Annotated in this window: 15 protein-coding genes; 11 read left to right on the top strand and 4 right to left on the bottom strand. The window is 61.7% G+C overall.

Annotation, left to right across the window (positions count from 1 at the left end; genetic code table 11):
- Positions 1-25: 25 nt before the first annotated feature.
- The 3 genes from HMPREF2806_RS01065 (at position 26) to pyk (ending at position 3,537) form a co-directional block, all read left to right on the top strand.
- Complete coding sequence (locus HMPREF2806_RS01065; protein WP_046648008.1) at positions 26-853, top strand: indole-3-glycerol phosphate synthase TrpC; 828 nt, start codon at positions 26-28, stop codon at positions 851-853.
- Positions 854-894: 41 nt separating this feature from the next.
- Entirely contained in the window at positions 895-1,815 is a 921-nt protein-coding gene (gene lgt / locus HMPREF2806_RS01060; protein ID WP_049155334.1) for a prolipoprotein diacylglyceryl transferase, read from the top strand.
- A gap of 300 nt (positions 1,816-2,115) precedes the next feature.
- On the top strand, positions 2,116-3,537 hold the full coding sequence (gene pyk, locus HMPREF2806_RS01055; protein WP_070515803.1) for a pyruvate kinase: 1,422 nt from the start codon (positions 2,116-2,118) through the stop codon (positions 3,535-3,537).
- Between the two features lie 169 nt (positions 3,538-3,706).
- Here the strand turns inward: pyk and HMPREF2806_RS01050 are convergent, their stop codons facing one another.
- Together HMPREF2806_RS01050 and HMPREF2806_RS01045 are read right to left on the bottom strand one after the other, a co-directional pair.
- Complete coding sequence (locus tag HMPREF2806_RS01050) at positions 3,707-6,097, bottom strand: glycogen/starch/alpha-glucan phosphorylase (RefSeq protein WP_070515700.1); 2,391 nt, start codon at positions 6,095-6,097, stop codon at positions 3,707-3,709.
- A 99-nt stretch (positions 6,098-6,196) separates the two neighbouring features.
- Positions 6,197-7,405 (bottom strand): amidohydrolase, encoded by a 1,209-nt coding sequence (locus HMPREF2806_RS01045; RefSeq protein WP_070515698.1) that lies wholly within the window; start codon positions 7,403-7,405, stop codon positions 6,197-6,199.
- 36 nt (positions 7,406-7,441) lie between these two features.
- Between HMPREF2806_RS01045 and HMPREF2806_RS01040 the strand changes: the two genes are divergently transcribed.
- The gene (locus tag HMPREF2806_RS01040) at positions 7,442-7,840 is read left to right on the top strand and encodes a hypothetical protein (RefSeq protein ID WP_046648013.1); all 399 of its coding nucleotides are present in this window, start codon (positions 7,442-7,444) and stop codon (positions 7,838-7,840) included.
- Between the two features lie 14 nt (positions 7,841-7,854).
- On the opposite strand, the gene HMPREF2806_RS01035 is transcribed toward HMPREF2806_RS01040, so the two are convergent.
- Positions 7,855-8,973, bottom strand: coding sequence for a glycerate kinase (locus HMPREF2806_RS01035; RefSeq protein ID WP_046648133.1), 1,119 nt, complete (start codon positions 8,971-8,973; stop codon positions 7,855-7,857).
- Positions 8,974-9,144: 171 nt separating this feature from the next.
- Here HMPREF2806_RS01035 and gdhA point away from each other — a divergent pair, with 171 nt between their 5' ends.
- Both gdhA and HMPREF2806_RS01025 read left to right on the top strand, forming a co-directional pair.
- On the top strand, positions 9,145-10,491 hold the full coding sequence (gene gdhA, locus HMPREF2806_RS01030) for an NADP-specific glutamate dehydrogenase (protein WP_070512568.1): 1,347 nt from the start codon (positions 9,145-9,147) through the stop codon (positions 10,489-10,491).
- A 115-nt stretch (positions 10,492-10,606) separates the two neighbouring features.
- On the top strand, positions 10,607-11,353 hold the full coding sequence (locus tag HMPREF2806_RS01025) for a DivIVA domain-containing protein (RefSeq protein ID WP_046648014.1): 747 nt from the start codon (positions 10,607-10,609) through the stop codon (positions 11,351-11,353).
- Here the strand turns inward: HMPREF2806_RS01025 and HMPREF2806_RS01020 are convergent.
- Entirely contained in the window at positions 11,292-11,933 is a 642-nt protein-coding gene (locus tag HMPREF2806_RS01020; RefSeq protein WP_232745217.1) for a hypothetical protein, read from the bottom strand. The two genes, HMPREF2806_RS01025 and HMPREF2806_RS01020, sit on opposite strands and share 62 nt — an antisense overlap.
- A 133-nt stretch (positions 11,934-12,066) precedes the next feature.
- On the opposite strand from HMPREF2806_RS01020, the gene HMPREF2806_RS01015 reads away from it, so the two are divergent.
- From HMPREF2806_RS01015 to HMPREF2806_RS00995, 5 genes are read left to right on the top strand one after another with little or no spacing between them, the layout of a single operon-like run.
- Positions 12,067-12,606 (top strand): YceD family protein, encoded by a 540-nt coding sequence (locus HMPREF2806_RS01015; RefSeq protein ID WP_070515696.1) that lies wholly within the window; start codon positions 12,067-12,069, stop codon positions 12,604-12,606.
- Positions 12,603-13,376: a ribonuclease III gene (gene rnc / locus HMPREF2806_RS01010; protein ID WP_070515694.1), complete on the top strand. Its 774-nt coding sequence runs from the start codon at positions 12,603-12,605 to the stop codon at positions 13,374-13,376. Before HMPREF2806_RS01015 ends, rnc begins: the two co-directional genes overlap by 4 nt.
- A 14-nt stretch (positions 13,377-13,390) precedes the next feature.
- The gene (mutM, locus tag HMPREF2806_RS01005; protein ID WP_070515692.1) at positions 13,391-14,239 is read left to right on the top strand and encodes a bifunctional DNA-formamidopyrimidine glycosylase/DNA-(apurinic or apyrimidinic site) lyase; all 849 of its coding nucleotides are present in this window, start codon (positions 13,391-13,393) and stop codon (positions 14,237-14,239) included.
- Between the two features lie 34 nt (positions 14,240-14,273).
- Positions 14,274-15,800: an alanine/glycine:cation symporter family protein gene (locus HMPREF2806_RS01000; RefSeq protein WP_046648018.1), complete on the top strand. Its 1,527-nt coding sequence runs from the start codon at positions 14,274-14,276 to the stop codon at positions 15,798-15,800.
- Positions 15,801-16,106 carry an acylphosphatase gene (locus HMPREF2806_RS00995; RefSeq protein ID WP_046648019.1) on the top strand — a complete coding sequence of 102 codons (306 nt, stop codon included), beginning with the start codon at positions 15,801-15,803 and terminating at the stop codon, positions 16,104-16,106. It abuts the gene before it with no gap.
- Positions 16,107-16,111 lie beyond the last annotated feature (5 nt).

The raw sequence follows: 16,111 nt of genomic DNA, 5'->3' as shown, positions 1-16,111 counted from the left end.
TCCTTCGGGGAAGGGAGGTGGAATCATGCCTACCCCGATCGCCGTCGATCACCTCGTGGCCGGAGTGCTGGCTGATGTAGCCGCGCGGGAGGCCCGTGTCCCGTTCAAGGAAATCAAAGCAAGGTCCCGCGACATGGACGCCCCACGCGATGCCGCGAAAGCTCTGCTGCGCCCGGGATGCTCTATCATCACAGAAATCAAACGCGCCGTGCCCTATGGCGGTGAAATTGCCCATTTGGATAGCCCGAAGTCGGTGGCAGAATTGGCACATAGCCTGGAGGAAGCAGGGGTACATGTGATGGCCTGCCAGACAGATCGTCGCCGCTTCCACGGGTCACTCGAGGACATGCGGGTCGCCCGTGCAGCCGTCGACATACCGATGCTGTGCCGCGACACCATCGTTGATCCCTATCAGATTCATGAGGCGCGGTGTTATGGGGCAGACGCGATTCCCTTGCAGGTGGAGCTGCTCAGTCAAGCTCGCCTCGAGTCACTTCTCGATCGCGTGGAATCCCTCGGGATGACCGCCATCCTGGAAGTCCGCACCTGTGCCGAGGTGGATCGCGTTATCAAGGCAGGGGGAACTGTCGTGGCGATCAACGCGTGGTCATTGGCCTCCGATGCTATTAATCGGGAGGCCTTTTCTGCTATTTCGCCCGGTCTTCCTGAGAGCATCACTCGCATCGCGGTGGGCGGTGTTAATAGCCCGCGCAACGTGCTGTCTTATGCCTCGCAAGGTGCTGATGCCATCCTCGTTGGTGAGTCCATCATGGCTGCCCAGGACCCGATGACCTTGGCCCGTTCCTTGGTGGCCGCAGGCCAACATCCTGCGTGCCCTTCGCGTAGAAGCTAAGCGCGTTGTAGCGGCCGTCATTTTCAGGCACACTGTTTCCCGTGCAGATTTACAACCTCGCCAATATTCCTTCCCCGCCACAAGGCGTGTGGCATCTCGGCCCGGTCCCGATTCGTGCTTATGCCATGTGCATCATCGTCGGCATTCTCGTCGCGATGTGGATGACGCTGCGCCGTTATACCGCTCGCGGAGGCAACCCTGACGTGGTGTGGGATGCTGCCCTAGTGGTGATCCCGGCCGGCATCATTGGCGGGCGCCTCTATCACGTGATTACGGATTACGATAAGTACTTTTGCTCCACGTGTGATCCCATCGATGCAGTGAAAATCACCAACGGGGGGCTCGGTATCTGGGGAGCAGTCGCGCTGGGCGCGGTGGCACTGTGGATCATGTTCAAGATTAAGGGTATTCCGTTGGGGCCCTTTGCTGATGCCGTCGCCCCAGGGCTTATCCTGGCCCAGGCCATCGGCCGCTTGGGCAATTGGTTTAACCAGGAACTGTATGGCCGTGAGACCACTGTCCCGTGGGCCCTCGACATCTACTACCGAATTAATGAAAGCGGCGAGTATGCGCCCATCAGCGGCCGCTCGACTGGGGAAGTAGTGGCCTCTGTGCATCCGACCTTTCTCTATGAGCTTGTGTGGAACGTGGCGGTATGCGTGTTCCTGCTTTGGGCGCACAAGGCGTTCAAGCTTGGCCATGGTCGTGTCTTCGCGCTGTATGTTGCCGGGTACACCGCGGGCCGCTTCGTCGTGGAAAACATGCGTGCGGACGATGCCACGCACATCTTCGGCCTCCGGGTCAACGTCATCGTTTCCGTGGTCTGCTTTGTCGTGGCGCTTATCGTGTATTTCCGGTTGCCGCGCGGGCAGGAGTCGCCGGAGGAAGTCGATCCCACCCGCGCCACGGAGACTGCGGTGGGCAGCGCTGCCGAGGGTAGCGCCGGTGAGTCTAAATGGTGACGGTGCGGGTAGTGCCCACCGTATATAGGCCCTGAGATTCTGTGGAGTAGCCGGGATCACACGTGGCTTTTGCGGTGCCTAACACGGCAACCTAAAGACCGGTGCGGCGGAACTGAAATGCCCGGATGTGCCCGGTTATTACCGTTTGTAGCTGTAATACGGGCGTCGCGTTTTCCGCTTGGAATACCGGCGTTACGGGTCGAAAACCCGGCATGAGCTTCGTTCGTGGTGGCCGAGACCAGTAAACGGGGGTAGTTTAGGAACCGTTAGAAACTCCCGATGTGAATAAGGCACTCCATGTTGGATAGAAGAACCAAAATCGTTTGTACGTTGGGTCCTGCAGTCGCAAGCAAGGAAGGAATCCTTGGGCTTGTTGAAGCAGGCATGAACGTGGCGCGTCTGAACATGTCCCACGGCGAGCATGCGGACCACGAGGCGAACTACCGCTGGGTCCGCGAGGCCACCGATGAGACCGGCCACGCAGTCGGCGTCTTGGCGGACCTGCAAGGCCCGAAGATTCGCCTAGGTCGTTTCGTCAACGGTGAAGAGATGTGGAAGGACGGCGAAATCGTCCGCATCACCGTTGATGACGTCGAAGGCACGCACGACCGCGTGTCCACCACCTACAAGAACCTGGCACAGGACGCGAAGCCAGGTGACCGCCTGCTGATCGACGACGGCAAGGTCGCCGTCGTGTGCAAGGAAGTCGACGGCAACGACGTTGTCTGCGAGGTTACCGAGGGCGGACCGGTCTCGAATAACAAGGGCGTGTCCCTGCCGGGAATGGACATTTCTGTTCCGGCGCTGTCGGAAAAGGACATCGCAGATCTTCGCTTCGCCTTGAAGCTCGGCGTAGACATGGTTGCCTTGTCCTTCGTGCGCTCCCCGGCCGACGTGGACAAGGTCCACGAGATCATGGATGAGGAAGGTCGCCGCGTTCCTGTCATCGCCAAGCTCGAGAAGCCGGAGGCAGTCGACGCCCTCGAGTCCATCGTCTTGGCCTTCGACGCCATCATGATCGCCCGCGGTGACCTCGGCGTCGAGGTTCCTCTGGAACAGGTTCCGCTGTTCCAGAAGCGCGCTATCCAGATCGCTCGTGAGAATGCCAAGCCGGTGATCGTGGCAACGCAGATGCTCGATTCCATGATCTCCAACCTGCGCCCGACTCGTGCGGAGGCCTCTGACGTTGCCAACGCAGTGCTCGATGGCGCCGATGCGGTCATGCTCTCTGGTGAGACCTCCGTCGGCATCGACCCCCACAATGTTGTGCGCACGATGTCCCGGATCGTGATGAACGCTGAGCAGGGCGGCCAGGTTCCTCCGCTGACGCACGTCCCGCGCACCAAGCGTGGTGTTGTATCTTACTCCGCACGTGATATTGCTGAGCGCCTTAACGCGAAGGCTATCGTGGCCTTTACGACGTCCGGTGATACCGCTAAGCGTGTGGCTCGACTGCACTCCCCGTTGCCGCTCTTGGCCTTTACCCCGCACCCGGCGGTGCGCTCGCAGCTGGCCTTGACGTGGGGCGCGGAGACCTTCCTGAGTGACGCGGTTGAGTCCACCGATGACATGATGGCAGCCATCGATGAGGCCCTGCTGGGGATGGACAAGTACAAGGAGGGCGATATGATCATCGTCATCGCCGGTACTCCTCCTGGAATCTCCGGTAACACGAATATGATTCAGGTCCACGAACTGGGCCAGACCCTGCGCGATAAGTAATACTGTCGCAGATAAGCAGACAGCGCCGCCTCACCCCGGTTGCTTCCTTACCCACTAAGTGGGAAGGAGGAACGGTGGTGAGGCGGCGCTTTGTCTGTGAGGAAAGCCCGTCGGGGGTTAATAGGCAACAGTGCGTCTATAAACCCCTTTTTTGTCTAGACGTTTTTGTCTAGACGTTGGAAATGGGGGTCGGGGCCAGCTTCCACACCTCGTTGGCATAGTCAGCGATGGTGCGGTCGGAAGAGAAGCGCCCGGAGTAGCAGATGTTGAGCCAAGCCTTCTTGGCCCATGCCATCTCGTCGGCGTCATAGTCGGCAGCCATGCGGTCACGGGTCTCGCGGTAGTCTGCGAAATCTCCGAGGACGTAGTAGGTGTCCTGAGCGTGCTCACCAAAGCCGTCGAGCAGCGAGGAGCGCAGATCCCCAAACATCCCGGCGTTCTCAGAGCCCAACGTGCCATCGGTAAAGGCATCGAGGACGCGGGACAGGCCCGGAACCGTGTTGTAGAGCTCGCCCGGGTTGTACTCAGCGCGAAGCTGCGGGATCTCCTCGTTGCGGGCGCCGAAGATGTAAGCATTCTCTTCGCCCACTGCCTCGACGATCTCGACGTTGGCGCCATCCATCGTGCCCAGGGTCAGTGCACCGTTCATCATGAACTTCATGTTGGAGGTGCCGGAGGCCTCCTTGCCGGCCACGGAGATCTGCTCGGAGACATCGGCGGCAGGGATGATGTGCTCGGCAGGGGAGACGTTGTAGTTCTCCACAAAGACCACGTTGAGCACGTCCTTGGTGGCCGGGTCGTTGTTGACCAAGTCACCGATGGTGTTGATGAGCTTGATGATGGCCTTTGCGCGAACGTAGCCCGGGGCGGCCTTCGCGCCGAAAATGAAGGTGCGCTTCGGAACGGTTTCGTCGTCGACCTTGATACGGAAGTACAGGTCCAGAATGTACAGAGCGTTCATCAGCTGACGCTTGTACTCGTGCAGGCGCTTGATCTGGACGTCGAAGATCGAATCCGGATCCACCGTGGCGCCTTGGTGTGCCTCAATCCATGCGGCAAAGTCCTGCTTGTTGGCGCGCTTGATGTTGATGAGCTGGCGCAGCACCTTCTCGTCCTCGGCCAAGGAATCCAGTTTGGCCAGCTCAGTCAGATCGGTGACCCAGGCATCGGAACCAGCCTGCTCAGTGAGCAGGTCGGACAGACGCGGGTTGCACATGCGCAGCCAGCGGCGCGGGGTGACGCCGTTGGTCTTGTTATTGAACTTCTCCGGCCACAGTTCGTACCACTCAGACAGCGTGTCTGCCTTGATGATCTCGGTGTGCAGCGCCGCCACGCCGTTGATGGAATAAGCGGCGTAGCAAGCAATCCATGCCATGTGGACGTGGCCATCGGACACCGGGGCCATGTAATCGATGCGGCCCTGGTCGAGGCCGCGCTGGGCCATGTCCTCGCGGAAGCGGCGGTCAATCTCTTCCACGAGCTCCCAGATGCGCCAGAAGAGCTTCTGGAAGATGGAGATCTCCCAGCTTTCCAGGGCCTCTGCCAGCACCGTGTGGTTGGTGTAGGCAAAGGTCTCGGTGACGACCTTCCATGCCTCGTCCCAGCCCATTCCGTGTTCGTCGAGAAGCAGGCGGAGCAGCTCTGGAATGGCAAGCACCGGGTGGGTGTCATTGAGCTGGATGCAGTTGTACTCGGCGAAGCCGGTGAGATCCTCGCCGTGGTGTTCGATGTAATTGTCGATCATCTGCTGCAGCGAGGCGGACACGAAGAAGTACTGCTGGCGAACGCGCAGAACCTTGCCCTCGTAGGTGGTGTCGTTGGGGTAGAGGACACGGCAGATATCCATGACTCGCTCGCGCTCCACGATGGCCTCGGTGAAGCGCTGCGAGTTGAAGGCGTCGTAATCGAACTCATCGATGGGCTCGGACTTCCACAAGCGCAGCGTGCCCACGTTGTCGGTTCCATAGCCGGTAATCGGCATGTCATAGGGGATAGCGCGGACATCCATGTCATCGAAATGGACCAGGCGCTGCTCGGAGGCGCGGCGAATGATGAAGTCATAGCCATTCTCCATCCACGCATCCGGCTCTTCGCGCTGGAAGCCGTTGTCAAAGGACTGACGGAACAGGCCGTAGCGGTAGAGCAGACCGTAGCCGGTGACGGGGAAGTCTTGGGTGACAGCGGAGTCGAGGAAGCAGGCAGCCAGGCGGCCCAAACCGCCGTTTCCTAGCGCGGCATCGTGCTCGGCCTCGAGGACATCGGCCAATTCGTGGCCGGTGGCCTGGGTGGCGGCGCGGGCCTCGTCGACGAGGCCGATGTTGGTGAGGTTGTTGAGCAGGGCTCGACCCTGCAGGAATTCAGCCGAGAAGTAGTGCTGCTGGCGGGTGGCGGCGTAGGCGCTGCGGGTGGCTTCCCAGTTGTCCGCAATCTGCTCCATTACCGAGGAGGACAGGCCGGACCAGAACTTGCGGTTGGTGGCAGCGGTGGGGGAGACGCCGGCGGCGGCGCGGACGTGTCCGGGAACTGCGGTCTGAAAATCGGAGTGCTGGGGTTGACTCATGAGAATCCTTCACCTTAGGCATAAAAAATGCGGAAAAATACCAACTCCCAAGCTTAACCAGTTCCGTACTCACTCGCAGACCGCGTTGAGTACGGAAAACTAGTTCCCAAGGAAAGACAGCACGGCGGCAGCCCCAGCGCGGGTGGCCGAGCTCATGGTGGGCTCATAGTCCGGGAGGAACGTGGACTGATGGTTGACCGGCGGGTTGTCTAGGAGGTCCTCCGGTGTGGAGCCGATGAACCAGAAGTAGTACGGCACGCCCCAGGCCTGCGGGAGGTAGCAGAAATCCTCGGACACGGTGGAGGGCGTGGCAGTGACGGAGAGATCACCGAAGACCGCGTCGAAGGCCGAGCGAACGGTTTCATGTGCGGCGGCGTCGTTGTCGGTGACTTCGCCGTGGGCGAAATACTCGAAGGTAGGTTCAGCGGGGCATCCGCTTGCTTCACATTCAGCGCGCACCATGCGCTCGAGGGAGGCGTAGACTCGCTTGGCCAACTCCGGCTTGTAGTAACGGGTGTTGAGCACCAGCTCGGCGCTGCCCGGAATGATGTTGTTCTTATCGCCCGAGTGCAGCTCGCCCACCGAGATGACGAAGAAGTCATGGGGAGGTACTTCGCGGCCGACGATGGCTTGCAGGCGGGTCACCACCATGGCGGCCACGTAGGACGGATCGATGGCCTCATGCGGCATGGAGGCGTGCGCGGAGCGCCCCGTGATGTGGATGCGGAGGGAGTCGCAACCGGCCAGGATGGGGCCGGCGGTGGACTGCACTTGGCCGGCGGGACCGGGCATGACGTGTTGTCCTAGGCAGACATCCGGGGTGGGGACTCGGTCGGTGAGTCCGTCAGCAATCATGTACTTGGCGCCCATGGATGATTCCTCCGCCGGCTGGAATAGTGCTAGGAAGGTGCCGCGCCAGGCCGCACGGTGGGCGCCGAGAATCGCGCAGGCACCGAGCAGTGCGGTGGCGTGTACGTCGTGCCCGCACGCGTGCATTGCCCCGTTGGTGGCGGCGAAGGGCACGCCGGTTTCCTCGGTCACGGGGAGGGCATCAAAGTCGGCACGCATGAGGGCGGTGGGGCCGTCGCCATTGCGGAAAATCGCGACGATGCCGTGGCCGCCGATGCCGGTGACGAGCTCGCAGTCGTAGTTCTCTAGTTGTTCGAGGATGCGCCCGGCGGTGCGTTCCTCTTCGTGGGACAGCTCCGGGTGGGCATGCAGATCTTCGTAGAAGGCGCGTTGCCAGCTGAGATCAACGGCGTCCTCCGAAAGGAGTGCAGTCAGCGTGGAAAGTGTGGGATCTGCCATAGTTACCGTCCTTGAAGTTTGGGTAGGGTTACCTACATGCCAATGATTCACTTTGATGTTCTGGTGCCGGATGCCCAAGCGGAGCGTGTGGCCGAAATCTTTAGTACTGCCACCCGTAAGTTGGTGGAAAACAACTCGCTGGCCTCTGCAGAGGTTACTCGTGTGCCTGAGCCTGTATTCCCAGAGGGGTTGGAAGAACAGCTGCGCCAGACTTACCGTGAGGAACACGAAGAGCGGGACCTGGAGGGGGCAAACGTGTATCGCTACGCCATCGCCGTCGATGGCGTGACGGGGTCCGTTAACCAGCTGACGATGGTCCTCGCGCGCCTGCTGACCCCGCATGCGGTGCTACCGAAGGATCATGTGTTGCTGGAAGATGAGCTCGCCCACGAGCGCCCGGCTATCTTCCCGTGGGCGGTGCAGGTAGCCCCTTAGTCCCACAGAAAGCTCTAATTCTGCAGGAAGTTCAGCACAAGACGCTCGGCCGCGGCGCTAAGTTGCTCGGCCACGCTAGCGTGCGCGTCGCCGTCGAGCTCTTCGAGTAGCGCGCCCTGCGGTGCCGGGGCGGTAGCGGAGCCGGCGATGATGCCGAGAGTGGGCGGTCCAGTGAGCTCGGCCAGCGTGCCTACCACCTTTCCGGTGAGTGATTGTTCGTCGAAGCGGCCTTCGCCGGTCAGGACGAGGTCCGCCTCGGCGATGCGGGCGGGAAGATCGAGGGCCTCAGCTACATAGCGGCCGCCCGGCACGATGCGGCAGTGCTCCGAGGTGCCCCAGAGTGTGCGCGAAAGCCAGCTCAGGGCGATGGGGATACCGCCGGCGGCACCAAAGAACTCGGCCTCCGGATCGGTGTCCGTGACCTCGCACAATCGCAGCATCGCGCCGGCCAGGAGCGCGACCTGGTCGCCCTTGGCCCCCTTCTGCGGCCCATACATTGTTGCGGCCTGGATGGGCACGGCGCGGGTATCGGTGACCAAAGTGTAGTCCAACATGGCCGCCTTCATGTTTAGTTGCGCCGTGTCGATGTGGTCGAGGTTGACCAGCGGAGCACCCCCTTTGGGGAGGGCATAGCCGCGGGCATCGTGTGCGGCGGCGCCGAGTGCGGCGAGGATGCCGAGCCCGCCGTCGATGCTGGCGCTACCGCCGAGGCCGAGAACGATGTGCTTGGCGCCGCGCGATTCGGCATCGGCCACCAACACGCCCGTGCCATAGGAGTCCGCATGCAGCGGGTCGAGGGCATCGGAGACAGCAGGCAGCCCAGTGGCGGCGGCGACGTCGATGAAGGCTGTATCGCCGACGAGCTGATAGCTGGCCTCGGTGAGGCGTCCAACAGCATCGGTAGTTGGCAGCGTAATGGTCTGGCCCGCAGTGCCGTGGCGAGCCACGGCGGCACTAGCGAGAACCTCCGCGGTTCCCTCGCCACCATCGGCCGTGGGAAGGGCATGTACCTTCGCCGTGTCGGCATACGGGGAGGAGCTCAGCGCGCGGCGCGCGCCGAGTGCAATGGCAGCAGCGGCTTCGGCGGCGGTGGCGGTGCCTTTAAAGGAATCGGGGGCAACAAGAATGCGCATGTTCACGAGTATATGGCAGAGATGTGAGAAAAAATTTTCGCGCTCTGACCAGCCTTTAAGGCGCGCCGCAGTACGGACGTCTTGCAATTTAGGTCAATTGATAGAAAACTATCGTTTGTTCAATGGATGACGCACCGACCGCGAGGCACGGTGTCGAATGAAAGGATAGCCATGTCCATCGACCAGCAAATCTCCGACTATTACAGCAAGCTCCTCAAGCGTAATGCGGGCGAACCGGAATTCCACCAGGCGCTCGCTGAGGTGCTTGACTCCCTGAAGATCGTCCTCAACAAGGACCCGCACTATGCTGATTACGGCCTGGTCGAGCGTCTATGCGAACCCGAGCGCCAGCTCATCTTCCGCGTTCCATGGGTAGATGACAGCGGCCAGATTCAGGTTAACCGTGGCTTCCGCGTGCAGTTTAACTCCGCCCTCGGCCCCTACAAGGGCGGCCTGCGCTTCCACCCGAGTGTGAACTTGGGCATCATCAAGTTCCTCGGCTTCGAGCAGATTTTTAAGAACTCCCTGACCGGCCTGCCTATCGGTGGTGGCAAGGGCGGTTCCGACTTCGACCCGAAGGGTAAGTCCGATGCCGAGGTCATGCGCTTCTGCCAGTCCTTCATGACGGAGCTACACAACCACATCGGCGAATACCGCGATGTCCCGGCCGGCGATATCGGCGTGGGCGGCCGCGAAATCGGTTTCCTGTTCGGGCAGTACCGCCGGCTGGAAGGCAAGCATGAGTCTGGCGTTCTTACCGGCAAGGGTCTGTCCTGGGGTGGCTCCCTCGTGCGTACCGAGGCTACCGGTTACGGCCTGGTGTATCTGACCTCGGAAATGATGAAGACCCATGGTGAGTCCTTCGACGGTGCCAAGGTTATTGTCTCCGGCTCCGGCAACGTCGCCATCTACGCTGCTGAAAAGGTGCAACAGCTCGGCGGTACCGTCGTCGCGATGTCTGACTCCTCCGGCTACATCACCACCCCGAACGGTGTGGACCTGGAGCTGCTCAAGGAGATTAAAGAAGTCCGCCGCGAGCGTATTTCCACCTACGCCGGCGAAGCGGGTGCGGGCGTGGAGTACCACGAAGGCGGCAACGTATGGGAGGTGAGCGCCGACGTTGCCCTGCCGTGCGCTACCCAAAACGAACTTGACGGTGACGATGCCAAGCTTCTGGTGAAGAATCAGGTCCGCTATGTTGCCGAAGGCGCGAACATGCCCTGTACCCCGGAGGCAGCGCACTACTTTGTGGAAAGCGGCATCGCCTTCGCGCCGGGTAAGGCCGCGAATGCGGGCGGCGTGGCGACCTCCGCGCTAGAGATGCAGCAGAATGCGTCCCGTGACTCCTGGTCCTTCGAATACACCGACCAGCGCCTGCACGAGATCATGTCCAACATCTTCCGCAACATTGACAAGACCTCCAAGGAATATGGCTTGGAGGGCGACTACGTTGCCGGCGCCAACATCGCAGGCTTCAAGAAGGTGGCCGACGCCATGCTGGCACAGGGCGTTATCTAGCCCCGCTCCTGTCCTCTATTGCCAGGTTGAGCCTCCCCGCCTAGCGGGGAGGTTTTCGCCGTTTTGCCCGCGTGGGATACGTGGTGGTGCGCTCTTGCTTGGATAGTCTGGTGCCATGTACCGCGTATTTGAGTCCCTCGATGAACTTGTTCGCAACCTGGAACAGGCCTATGCCGTTCCCATGACCTCCAATTGCATGGTTCCGCGCCACGAGATGCTGGCGCTTCTCGACGATCTCCGCAACGCCCTCCCCGTTGAAATGGATGATGCCCAAGATGTTCTGGACAAGCAGGATGAGATCCTGCAGGGTGCCGAGGAACGCGCGAACCAAATCATCTCCGATGCCAACGCAGAAGCCGATGACACCGTTACCCGTGCGCGCGAGGACTCCGACGCCATGCTGGCTGACGCCCAGCACCGCGCCACCACCATGGTGGCCCAGGCAGAAGATGAGGCCACCAACCTCGTAGAAAACGCGCGCTCTGATGCCGAGCGCACCCGCGCCCAGGCAGATGAGGAGTACCAGCGCACCGTTGCTGCGGGCCAAGCTGAGCAGGACCGTTTGGTCTCTGAATCCGAAGTTGTGCGCCGCGCCGACGACGAAGCGCACCGCATCGTGGAATCCGCCCACTCCGAATCCAACCGACTGCGCACCGAGTGCGATGAATTCGTCGACGCCAAGCTGGCGGAATTCGAAACCACCTTGTCGGATCTCCTGCGCACCGTCAACAACGATCGCTCTGCCCTGCGGCGAGGCGCCGGTGTGCGCTCCCGCGGGGAGTCCCGCGGCGAGGGGCGCACTAGTGCGCGCGAACACCGCGAGCCGGGGCGCCGTGCACCCCGCGCGCCGCGCGACTACTAACGTGAACTAACGCGCGTGCCTCCTCCGCGCGGCGGATACGGGCGGCTTCCTTAGCTGACATGGTGCTCAGTGCCGCGGCAAGTCCGGCGGAGATGAGGCCTGGGAGCGCATAGAGCAGCCACATGATGCCGAAGTCCGTGTCTACGGCGTGGGGTTCTGAGAGAGGGCCCCAGGCGGCGTCGGCAAGCATCAGCAGCACATCCACCGTTCCGACGGTGAGCATCATCAACCCAATCCCCATGCCCGCGGCCGAAAAGGACTCCCGCGCGCCCCACGCGATGAGCGCGGCAAAAAGTGAGAACAGCGCCGAAGAAATAATGACAATCGGCCCAAAGTGCAGGGGGAGAAGCGACACGGCACCGACGATCACACCTGCAAGGGCACTGGCGAGAGCCACGCGGTGCAGGGAAAGGCCAGCATCGCCAAAGATGCTCGGGCGGTATCGAGTGATGACGTGGCGGCACGCCACCCCGGCAACAGCCAGTGCTACGGCGGGGACAAGACACTGCAGCGGAAAGCTGAGTGCGAGGTCGCGTGCCGTGGCGGCCAGAGGCGCCGTGCCCGTCGCGGTGTAACTCATGGGGATTTAGGCTAAAAGCCTGAAGCAGAAGAATCGAGGCTTTTGCGCAAGTGCTTAAGTGGCTATGACCCTGCATTCAGGTCCTTGCCAGTCTAGGGCGCAGGGGGCAGCACAGGGTAAGCTGGTGGGCGCTATGAAATCACCATTGAAGTTCGACGTGACGGAATTGCTCCGCAGCCAAGGAACCGAGGCGCTGCCTGAGCACCGCGTGCAGACCGGACCCGCGCCAGAGCGCATCGGCGTGGAAATGATCGGCATCCCGGAAGGCGCTGAAGTCACGGTGGAAGCCACCTTGACCCCGTTGGGCTCCGGCGTGTTGGTAGATGCTGATGTCACCGGCACCCTCAGCGGTGAATGCGCACGCTGCTTGGCTGAGCTACAACCAGAGCTGGATCTCCACGTGTCCCAGGTGTTTTCCGCAGACGAATCCTTCGTCAGCGGGGATGAGACCGAGGAGGAGGATCGCGGTTCCGGTGATGAGGTTCCCGAGATCAAGGATGGAATCCTCGACCTCCTGCAGACCGTGATCGATGAGGCAGGATTGTCCCTTCCCTTTGCACCAACGTGCGAAGGCGGCTGTGAGGTGGACGTACCCGAAGGCGTGACCACGGGTGTATCCGGGGAAGAAGAACGCGTTGATCCGCGGTGGTCGGGGCTGGAGAAATTCCTATGAGTAAGAAGAAGAAGAAACTGACCGGTGAGCAGGCCCTTGCCGCAGCATTCGCGGAGGTAGACCACGCCCCGCTGTTGAAAGCATTCGGCGTGGAACTCAGCGATGAGCTGCTGTGTTTGGCGCTGACACACCGCTCCTTTGCTAATGAGAATGGGCACCTGCCCAACAATGAGCGCTTGGAGTTCCTCGGGGACGCGGTCTTGGGCTTGTCCGTCGCGGCCAAGCTCTACGACAAGTACCCCTCGCGCCCCGAGTCGGATATTTCCAAGATGCGTGCGTCCATCGTGTCGCGCTATGGCCTGTCCGACGTGGCCCGCGAAATCGGTGTGGGCGACCACGTCTTGTTAGGCAAGGGCGAACAGGCCACCGGAGGGCGCGACAAGGACTCCATCTTGGCCGATACCACCGAAGCGATCCTGGGGGCTATCTACCGCCAGCATGGTTTTGAGGTTGCCCGCGGGGTGGTGCTGAAGCTGTTCGCCGCCAAGATTGACAACGCCGTGGTGTCCGGCCGTCATATGGACTGGAAGACCACCTTGCAGGAGCTGTGCGCGGAGCTGAAGGCCGCGATGCCGGTTTACTCGGCCACCTCGACGGGTCCTGAGCACGACCAGACCTTCAACGCCGTGGCCACCGTGGCCGGCTTGACCGTGGGTAGGGGAACAGGGCATAACAAGAAGCTCGCTGAGCAGCAGGCAGCGGAAGAAGCGTGCCAAGCATTGCGCGAGACACCCTTGTTGGTGCAGGGCACCGCCGGCAAAGAGAGCTAAGCTACGAGGATTCGATGCCAGAACTCCCCGAAGTCGAGTCTGTTCGCAGCGGACTCGAGCCCTATCTTGTGGGCCGCTCCTTTGCTGCAGTAGACGTTCTCCACCCGCGCGCCAACCGGGGCCAGGAAGCCCCGCTGTCCGCGCTGCTGGTGGGCAGGAAGATTGCCGCGGTGGCGCGCCGCGGCAAGTTCATGTGGCTGGAGTTCGCCGACGAGGATCACACCGACCCAGCTCGCGATGTGTTCTTTATCCACCTCGGCATGTCGGGGCAGGTGCGGATCGGCGAGGTGGATTCGCCGCACGTGCGCATCGCCGCCGTGCTGGACGACGCCACCCGCCTTAGCTTCGTGGACCAGCGCACCTTCGGCTATTGGCGTCTCGGGCCGTGGCTGAGGATGGCACATATCGCTCCCGATCCTCTCGAAACAGACTTCGACCTGACCGCGGCAGGGCGGCGCCTGCGCGCGAAACGCACCGCGGTCAAGGTGGCTTTGCTCGACCAAACGGTGCTCAGCGGGGTGGGCAATATCTATGCCGATGAGGCGCTGTGGGCGGCCCAGATTTCTCCGCTGAAGAAGGCTAGCGCTCTGCGGCAGCGCGATGCCGTCGCTGTGATTTCTGCGGCCGCCGACGTCATGCGCTCCGCCCTCGCCGTTGGCGGAACCAGCTTTGACGCGTTGTACGTCAACGTCAACGGCGAATCGGGATATTTTGACCGTTCCTTACATGCCTATGGCAGGGGTGGCCAGCCCTGCGATCGCTGCGGTGAGGAAATCGTGAAAACCGTGCTTGGCGGGCGTGGGACCCACTACTGCCCGTCCTGTCAGCGCCGCGGAGAGGGGAGGCTGTCCGCGGCCAACTAGGACGATTCTGGTGTGAGTTATTAATGTGTAACGCATGCAAGAAATCTTCAGCACCGTGATCGGTGTCATTAACGACAGCCTGTGGTCTTATGTCCTGCCATGGCTGCTCATTGCCGCGGGCCTCTTCTTCGGCATCCGCACCGTCTTGGTGCAGATCCGTATGGTGCCGGACATGTTCAAGGCGGTCGTCGAAAAGCCCAAGGGCGTCGGTGCCGATGAGGATGCCGACTATGGCGGAATCTCCGCCTTCAAGGCATTCACCATTTCGGCAGCCTCCCGCGTGGGCACCGGCAACGTCGCGGGCGTGGCCGTGGCCATCTCCGTGGGCGGGCCCGGTGCGGTGTTCTGGATGTGGCTCATCGCCATCCTTGGTGGCGCGACTGCATTCGTCGAGTCCACTTTGGCGCAGCTATGGAAGGTGCGTGAAGGGGATACCTACCGTGGTGGCCCCGCCTACTACATGTCCCGCGGCTTGGGCTGGAAGCCTCTGGCGACCATCTTCTCCGTCGCCATCGCCATTACTTTTGGCTGGTTCTACAACGCTTTCCAGACCAACGCTATCTCCGATTCCTTGGCGGCCTCCTTCGGGCAGGATTCCAGTGCTTTCAAGGCAGGCGTGGGCATCGCCGTCGTCGCAGTGTCCGGTCTCATCATCATCGGTGGCGTGCAGCGCATCGCCTCGATGACTCAGTTCATCGTGCCCTTCATGGCCGGTGCTTACCTCATCATGGGCATCATCGTGGTGGTCCTGAACTTTGACAAGGTGCCGGACATGCTTGCCTCCATCATTGGATCGGCGTTCGGCTTCCGCGAAGCTGCCGGCGCGACCGTGGGCATGGCGATGCTCAAGGGCATCCAGCGAGGCTTGTTCTCCAACGAAGCGGGTGAAGGTTCTGCACCGAACGCAGCAGCTACCGCGACGGTGTCCCACCCAGTCAAGCAGGGCCTCGTGCAGACCCTCGGCGTGTACTTCGACACCCTGGTGGTGTGTACGATTACCGCCTTCATCATCCTGCTGGGTACTGATTTCGAGCGTTTCGGTTCCGATGCGATTGAGGGCGTAACCCTGACCCAGAATGCGCTCTCCGGTGTGGTGGGCGAGTGGGGCATCCACTTCGTCACCTTCATCCTCTTCTTCCTCGCCTTCTCCTCGATTCTGGGCAACTACTACCTTGCCGAGTCCAACGTGGAGTACCTCTCTGAGAAGAAGTCGGTGCTGTGGATCTTCCGTCTCATCGTTCTGGCCTTCGTCTTCTACGGCGCGGTGGCCCCGCTGGGCACGGTGTTCGACCTGGCCGATACCGGCGCTGCCATCATGGTTCTGCTCAACGTGTGCGCCATCGTGCCGCTGTCGGGCGTGGCCATCAAGCTGTTGAAGAACTACAACGAGCAGCGCCGCAAGGGCCTGGATCCGGTCTTCCACCGTGATATGCTGCCGGAACTGCAGAACGTCGAGTGCTGGGATGGCACGGATCCGGTAACCCGCCGCAGCGCGGAGGACCGCCGCCGTCTCAAGCACGAGCACGACTTGGGTGACCGCACGAACTTGAGGGAGTACTAGATGACGCAGCAGGCAGCGGCCACAGGGAATGAGCGGCTCACGGCTTTCGTCCATGGCCACGTCCAAGGCGTGGGCTTTCGCTGGTGGACGCGTTCCCGGGCACTCGAACTAGGGCTGGCAGGACACGCGACGAACCTGCAGGATGGCCGCGTCCAGGTGGTTGCTGAAGGGCCGCGTGCTGATTGCGAGAAGCTGCTGGCCTTGCTGCGTGAAGAACCGTCGACCACCCACCGCCCGGGCGTGGTGAACGCCGTGGTGGAGCAGTGGGCCGCACCGCGCGGTGAGTCGGGCTTCATCGAGCGCTAAACTAA

This window comes from Corynebacterium sp. HMSC076G08 (assembly GCF_001811515.1).
In the GTDB taxonomy this organism is placed as follows: domain Bacteria; phylum Actinomycetota; class Actinomycetes; order Mycobacteriales; family Mycobacteriaceae; genus Corynebacterium; species Corynebacterium hiratae.
The sequence above is the reverse complement of the archived record's forward strand: the minus strand, read 5'-3'. Positions and strand labels throughout refer to the sequence as shown.

What these genes read in the sequence shown, in the direction of transcription:
- HMPREF2806_RS01025 (WP_046648014.1), top strand. Translation starts at nt 10,607, where the DNA reads ATGTACCGCGTATTTGAGTCCCTCGATGAACTTGTTCGCAACCTGGAA.
- HMPREF2806_RS01020 (WP_232745217.1), bottom strand. Translation starts at nt 11,933, where the DNA reads ATGAGTTACACCGCGACGGGCACGGCGCCTCTGGCCGCCACGGCACGC.
- HMPREF2806_RS01065 (WP_046648008.1), top strand. Translation starts at nt 26, where the DNA reads ATGCCTACCCCGATCGCCGTCGATCACCTCGTGGCCGGAGTGCTGGCT.
- gdhA (WP_070512568.1), top strand. Translation starts at nt 9,145, where the DNA reads ATGTCCATCGACCAGCAAATCTCCGACTATTACAGCAAGCTCCTCAAG.
- HMPREF2806_RS01035 (WP_046648133.1), bottom strand. Translation starts at nt 8,973, where the DNA reads ATGCGCATTCTTGTTGCCCCCGATTCCTTTAAAGGCACCGCCACCGCC.
- HMPREF2806_RS01050 (WP_070515700.1), bottom strand. Translation starts at nt 6,097, where the DNA reads ATGAGTCAACCCCAGCACTCCGATTTTCAGACCGCAGTTCCCGGACAC.
- HMPREF2806_RS00995 (WP_046648019.1), top strand. Translation starts at nt 15,801, where the DNA reads ATGACGCAGCAGGCAGCGGCCACAGGGAATGAGCGGCTCACGGCTTTC.
- rnc (WP_070515694.1), top strand. Translation starts at nt 12,603, where the DNA reads ATGAGTAAGAAGAAGAAGAAACTGACCGGTGAGCAGGCCCTTGCCGCA.
- HMPREF2806_RS01015 (WP_070515696.1), top strand. Translation starts at nt 12,067, where the DNA reads ATGAAATCACCATTGAAGTTCGACGTGACGGAATTGCTCCGCAGCCAA.
- HMPREF2806_RS01045 (WP_070515698.1), bottom strand. Translation starts at nt 7,405, where the DNA reads ATGGCAGATCCCACACTTTCCACGCTGACTGCACTCCTTTCGGAGGAC.
- HMPREF2806_RS01040 (WP_046648013.1), top strand. Translation starts at nt 7,442, where the DNA reads ATGCCAATGATTCACTTTGATGTTCTGGTGCCGGATGCCCAAGCGGAG.
- HMPREF2806_RS01000 (WP_046648018.1), top strand. Translation starts at nt 14,274, where the DNA reads ATGCAAGAAATCTTCAGCACCGTGATCGGTGTCATTAACGACAGCCTG.
- mutM (WP_070515692.1), top strand. Translation starts at nt 13,391, where the DNA reads ATGCCAGAACTCCCCGAAGTCGAGTCTGTTCGCAGCGGACTCGAGCCC.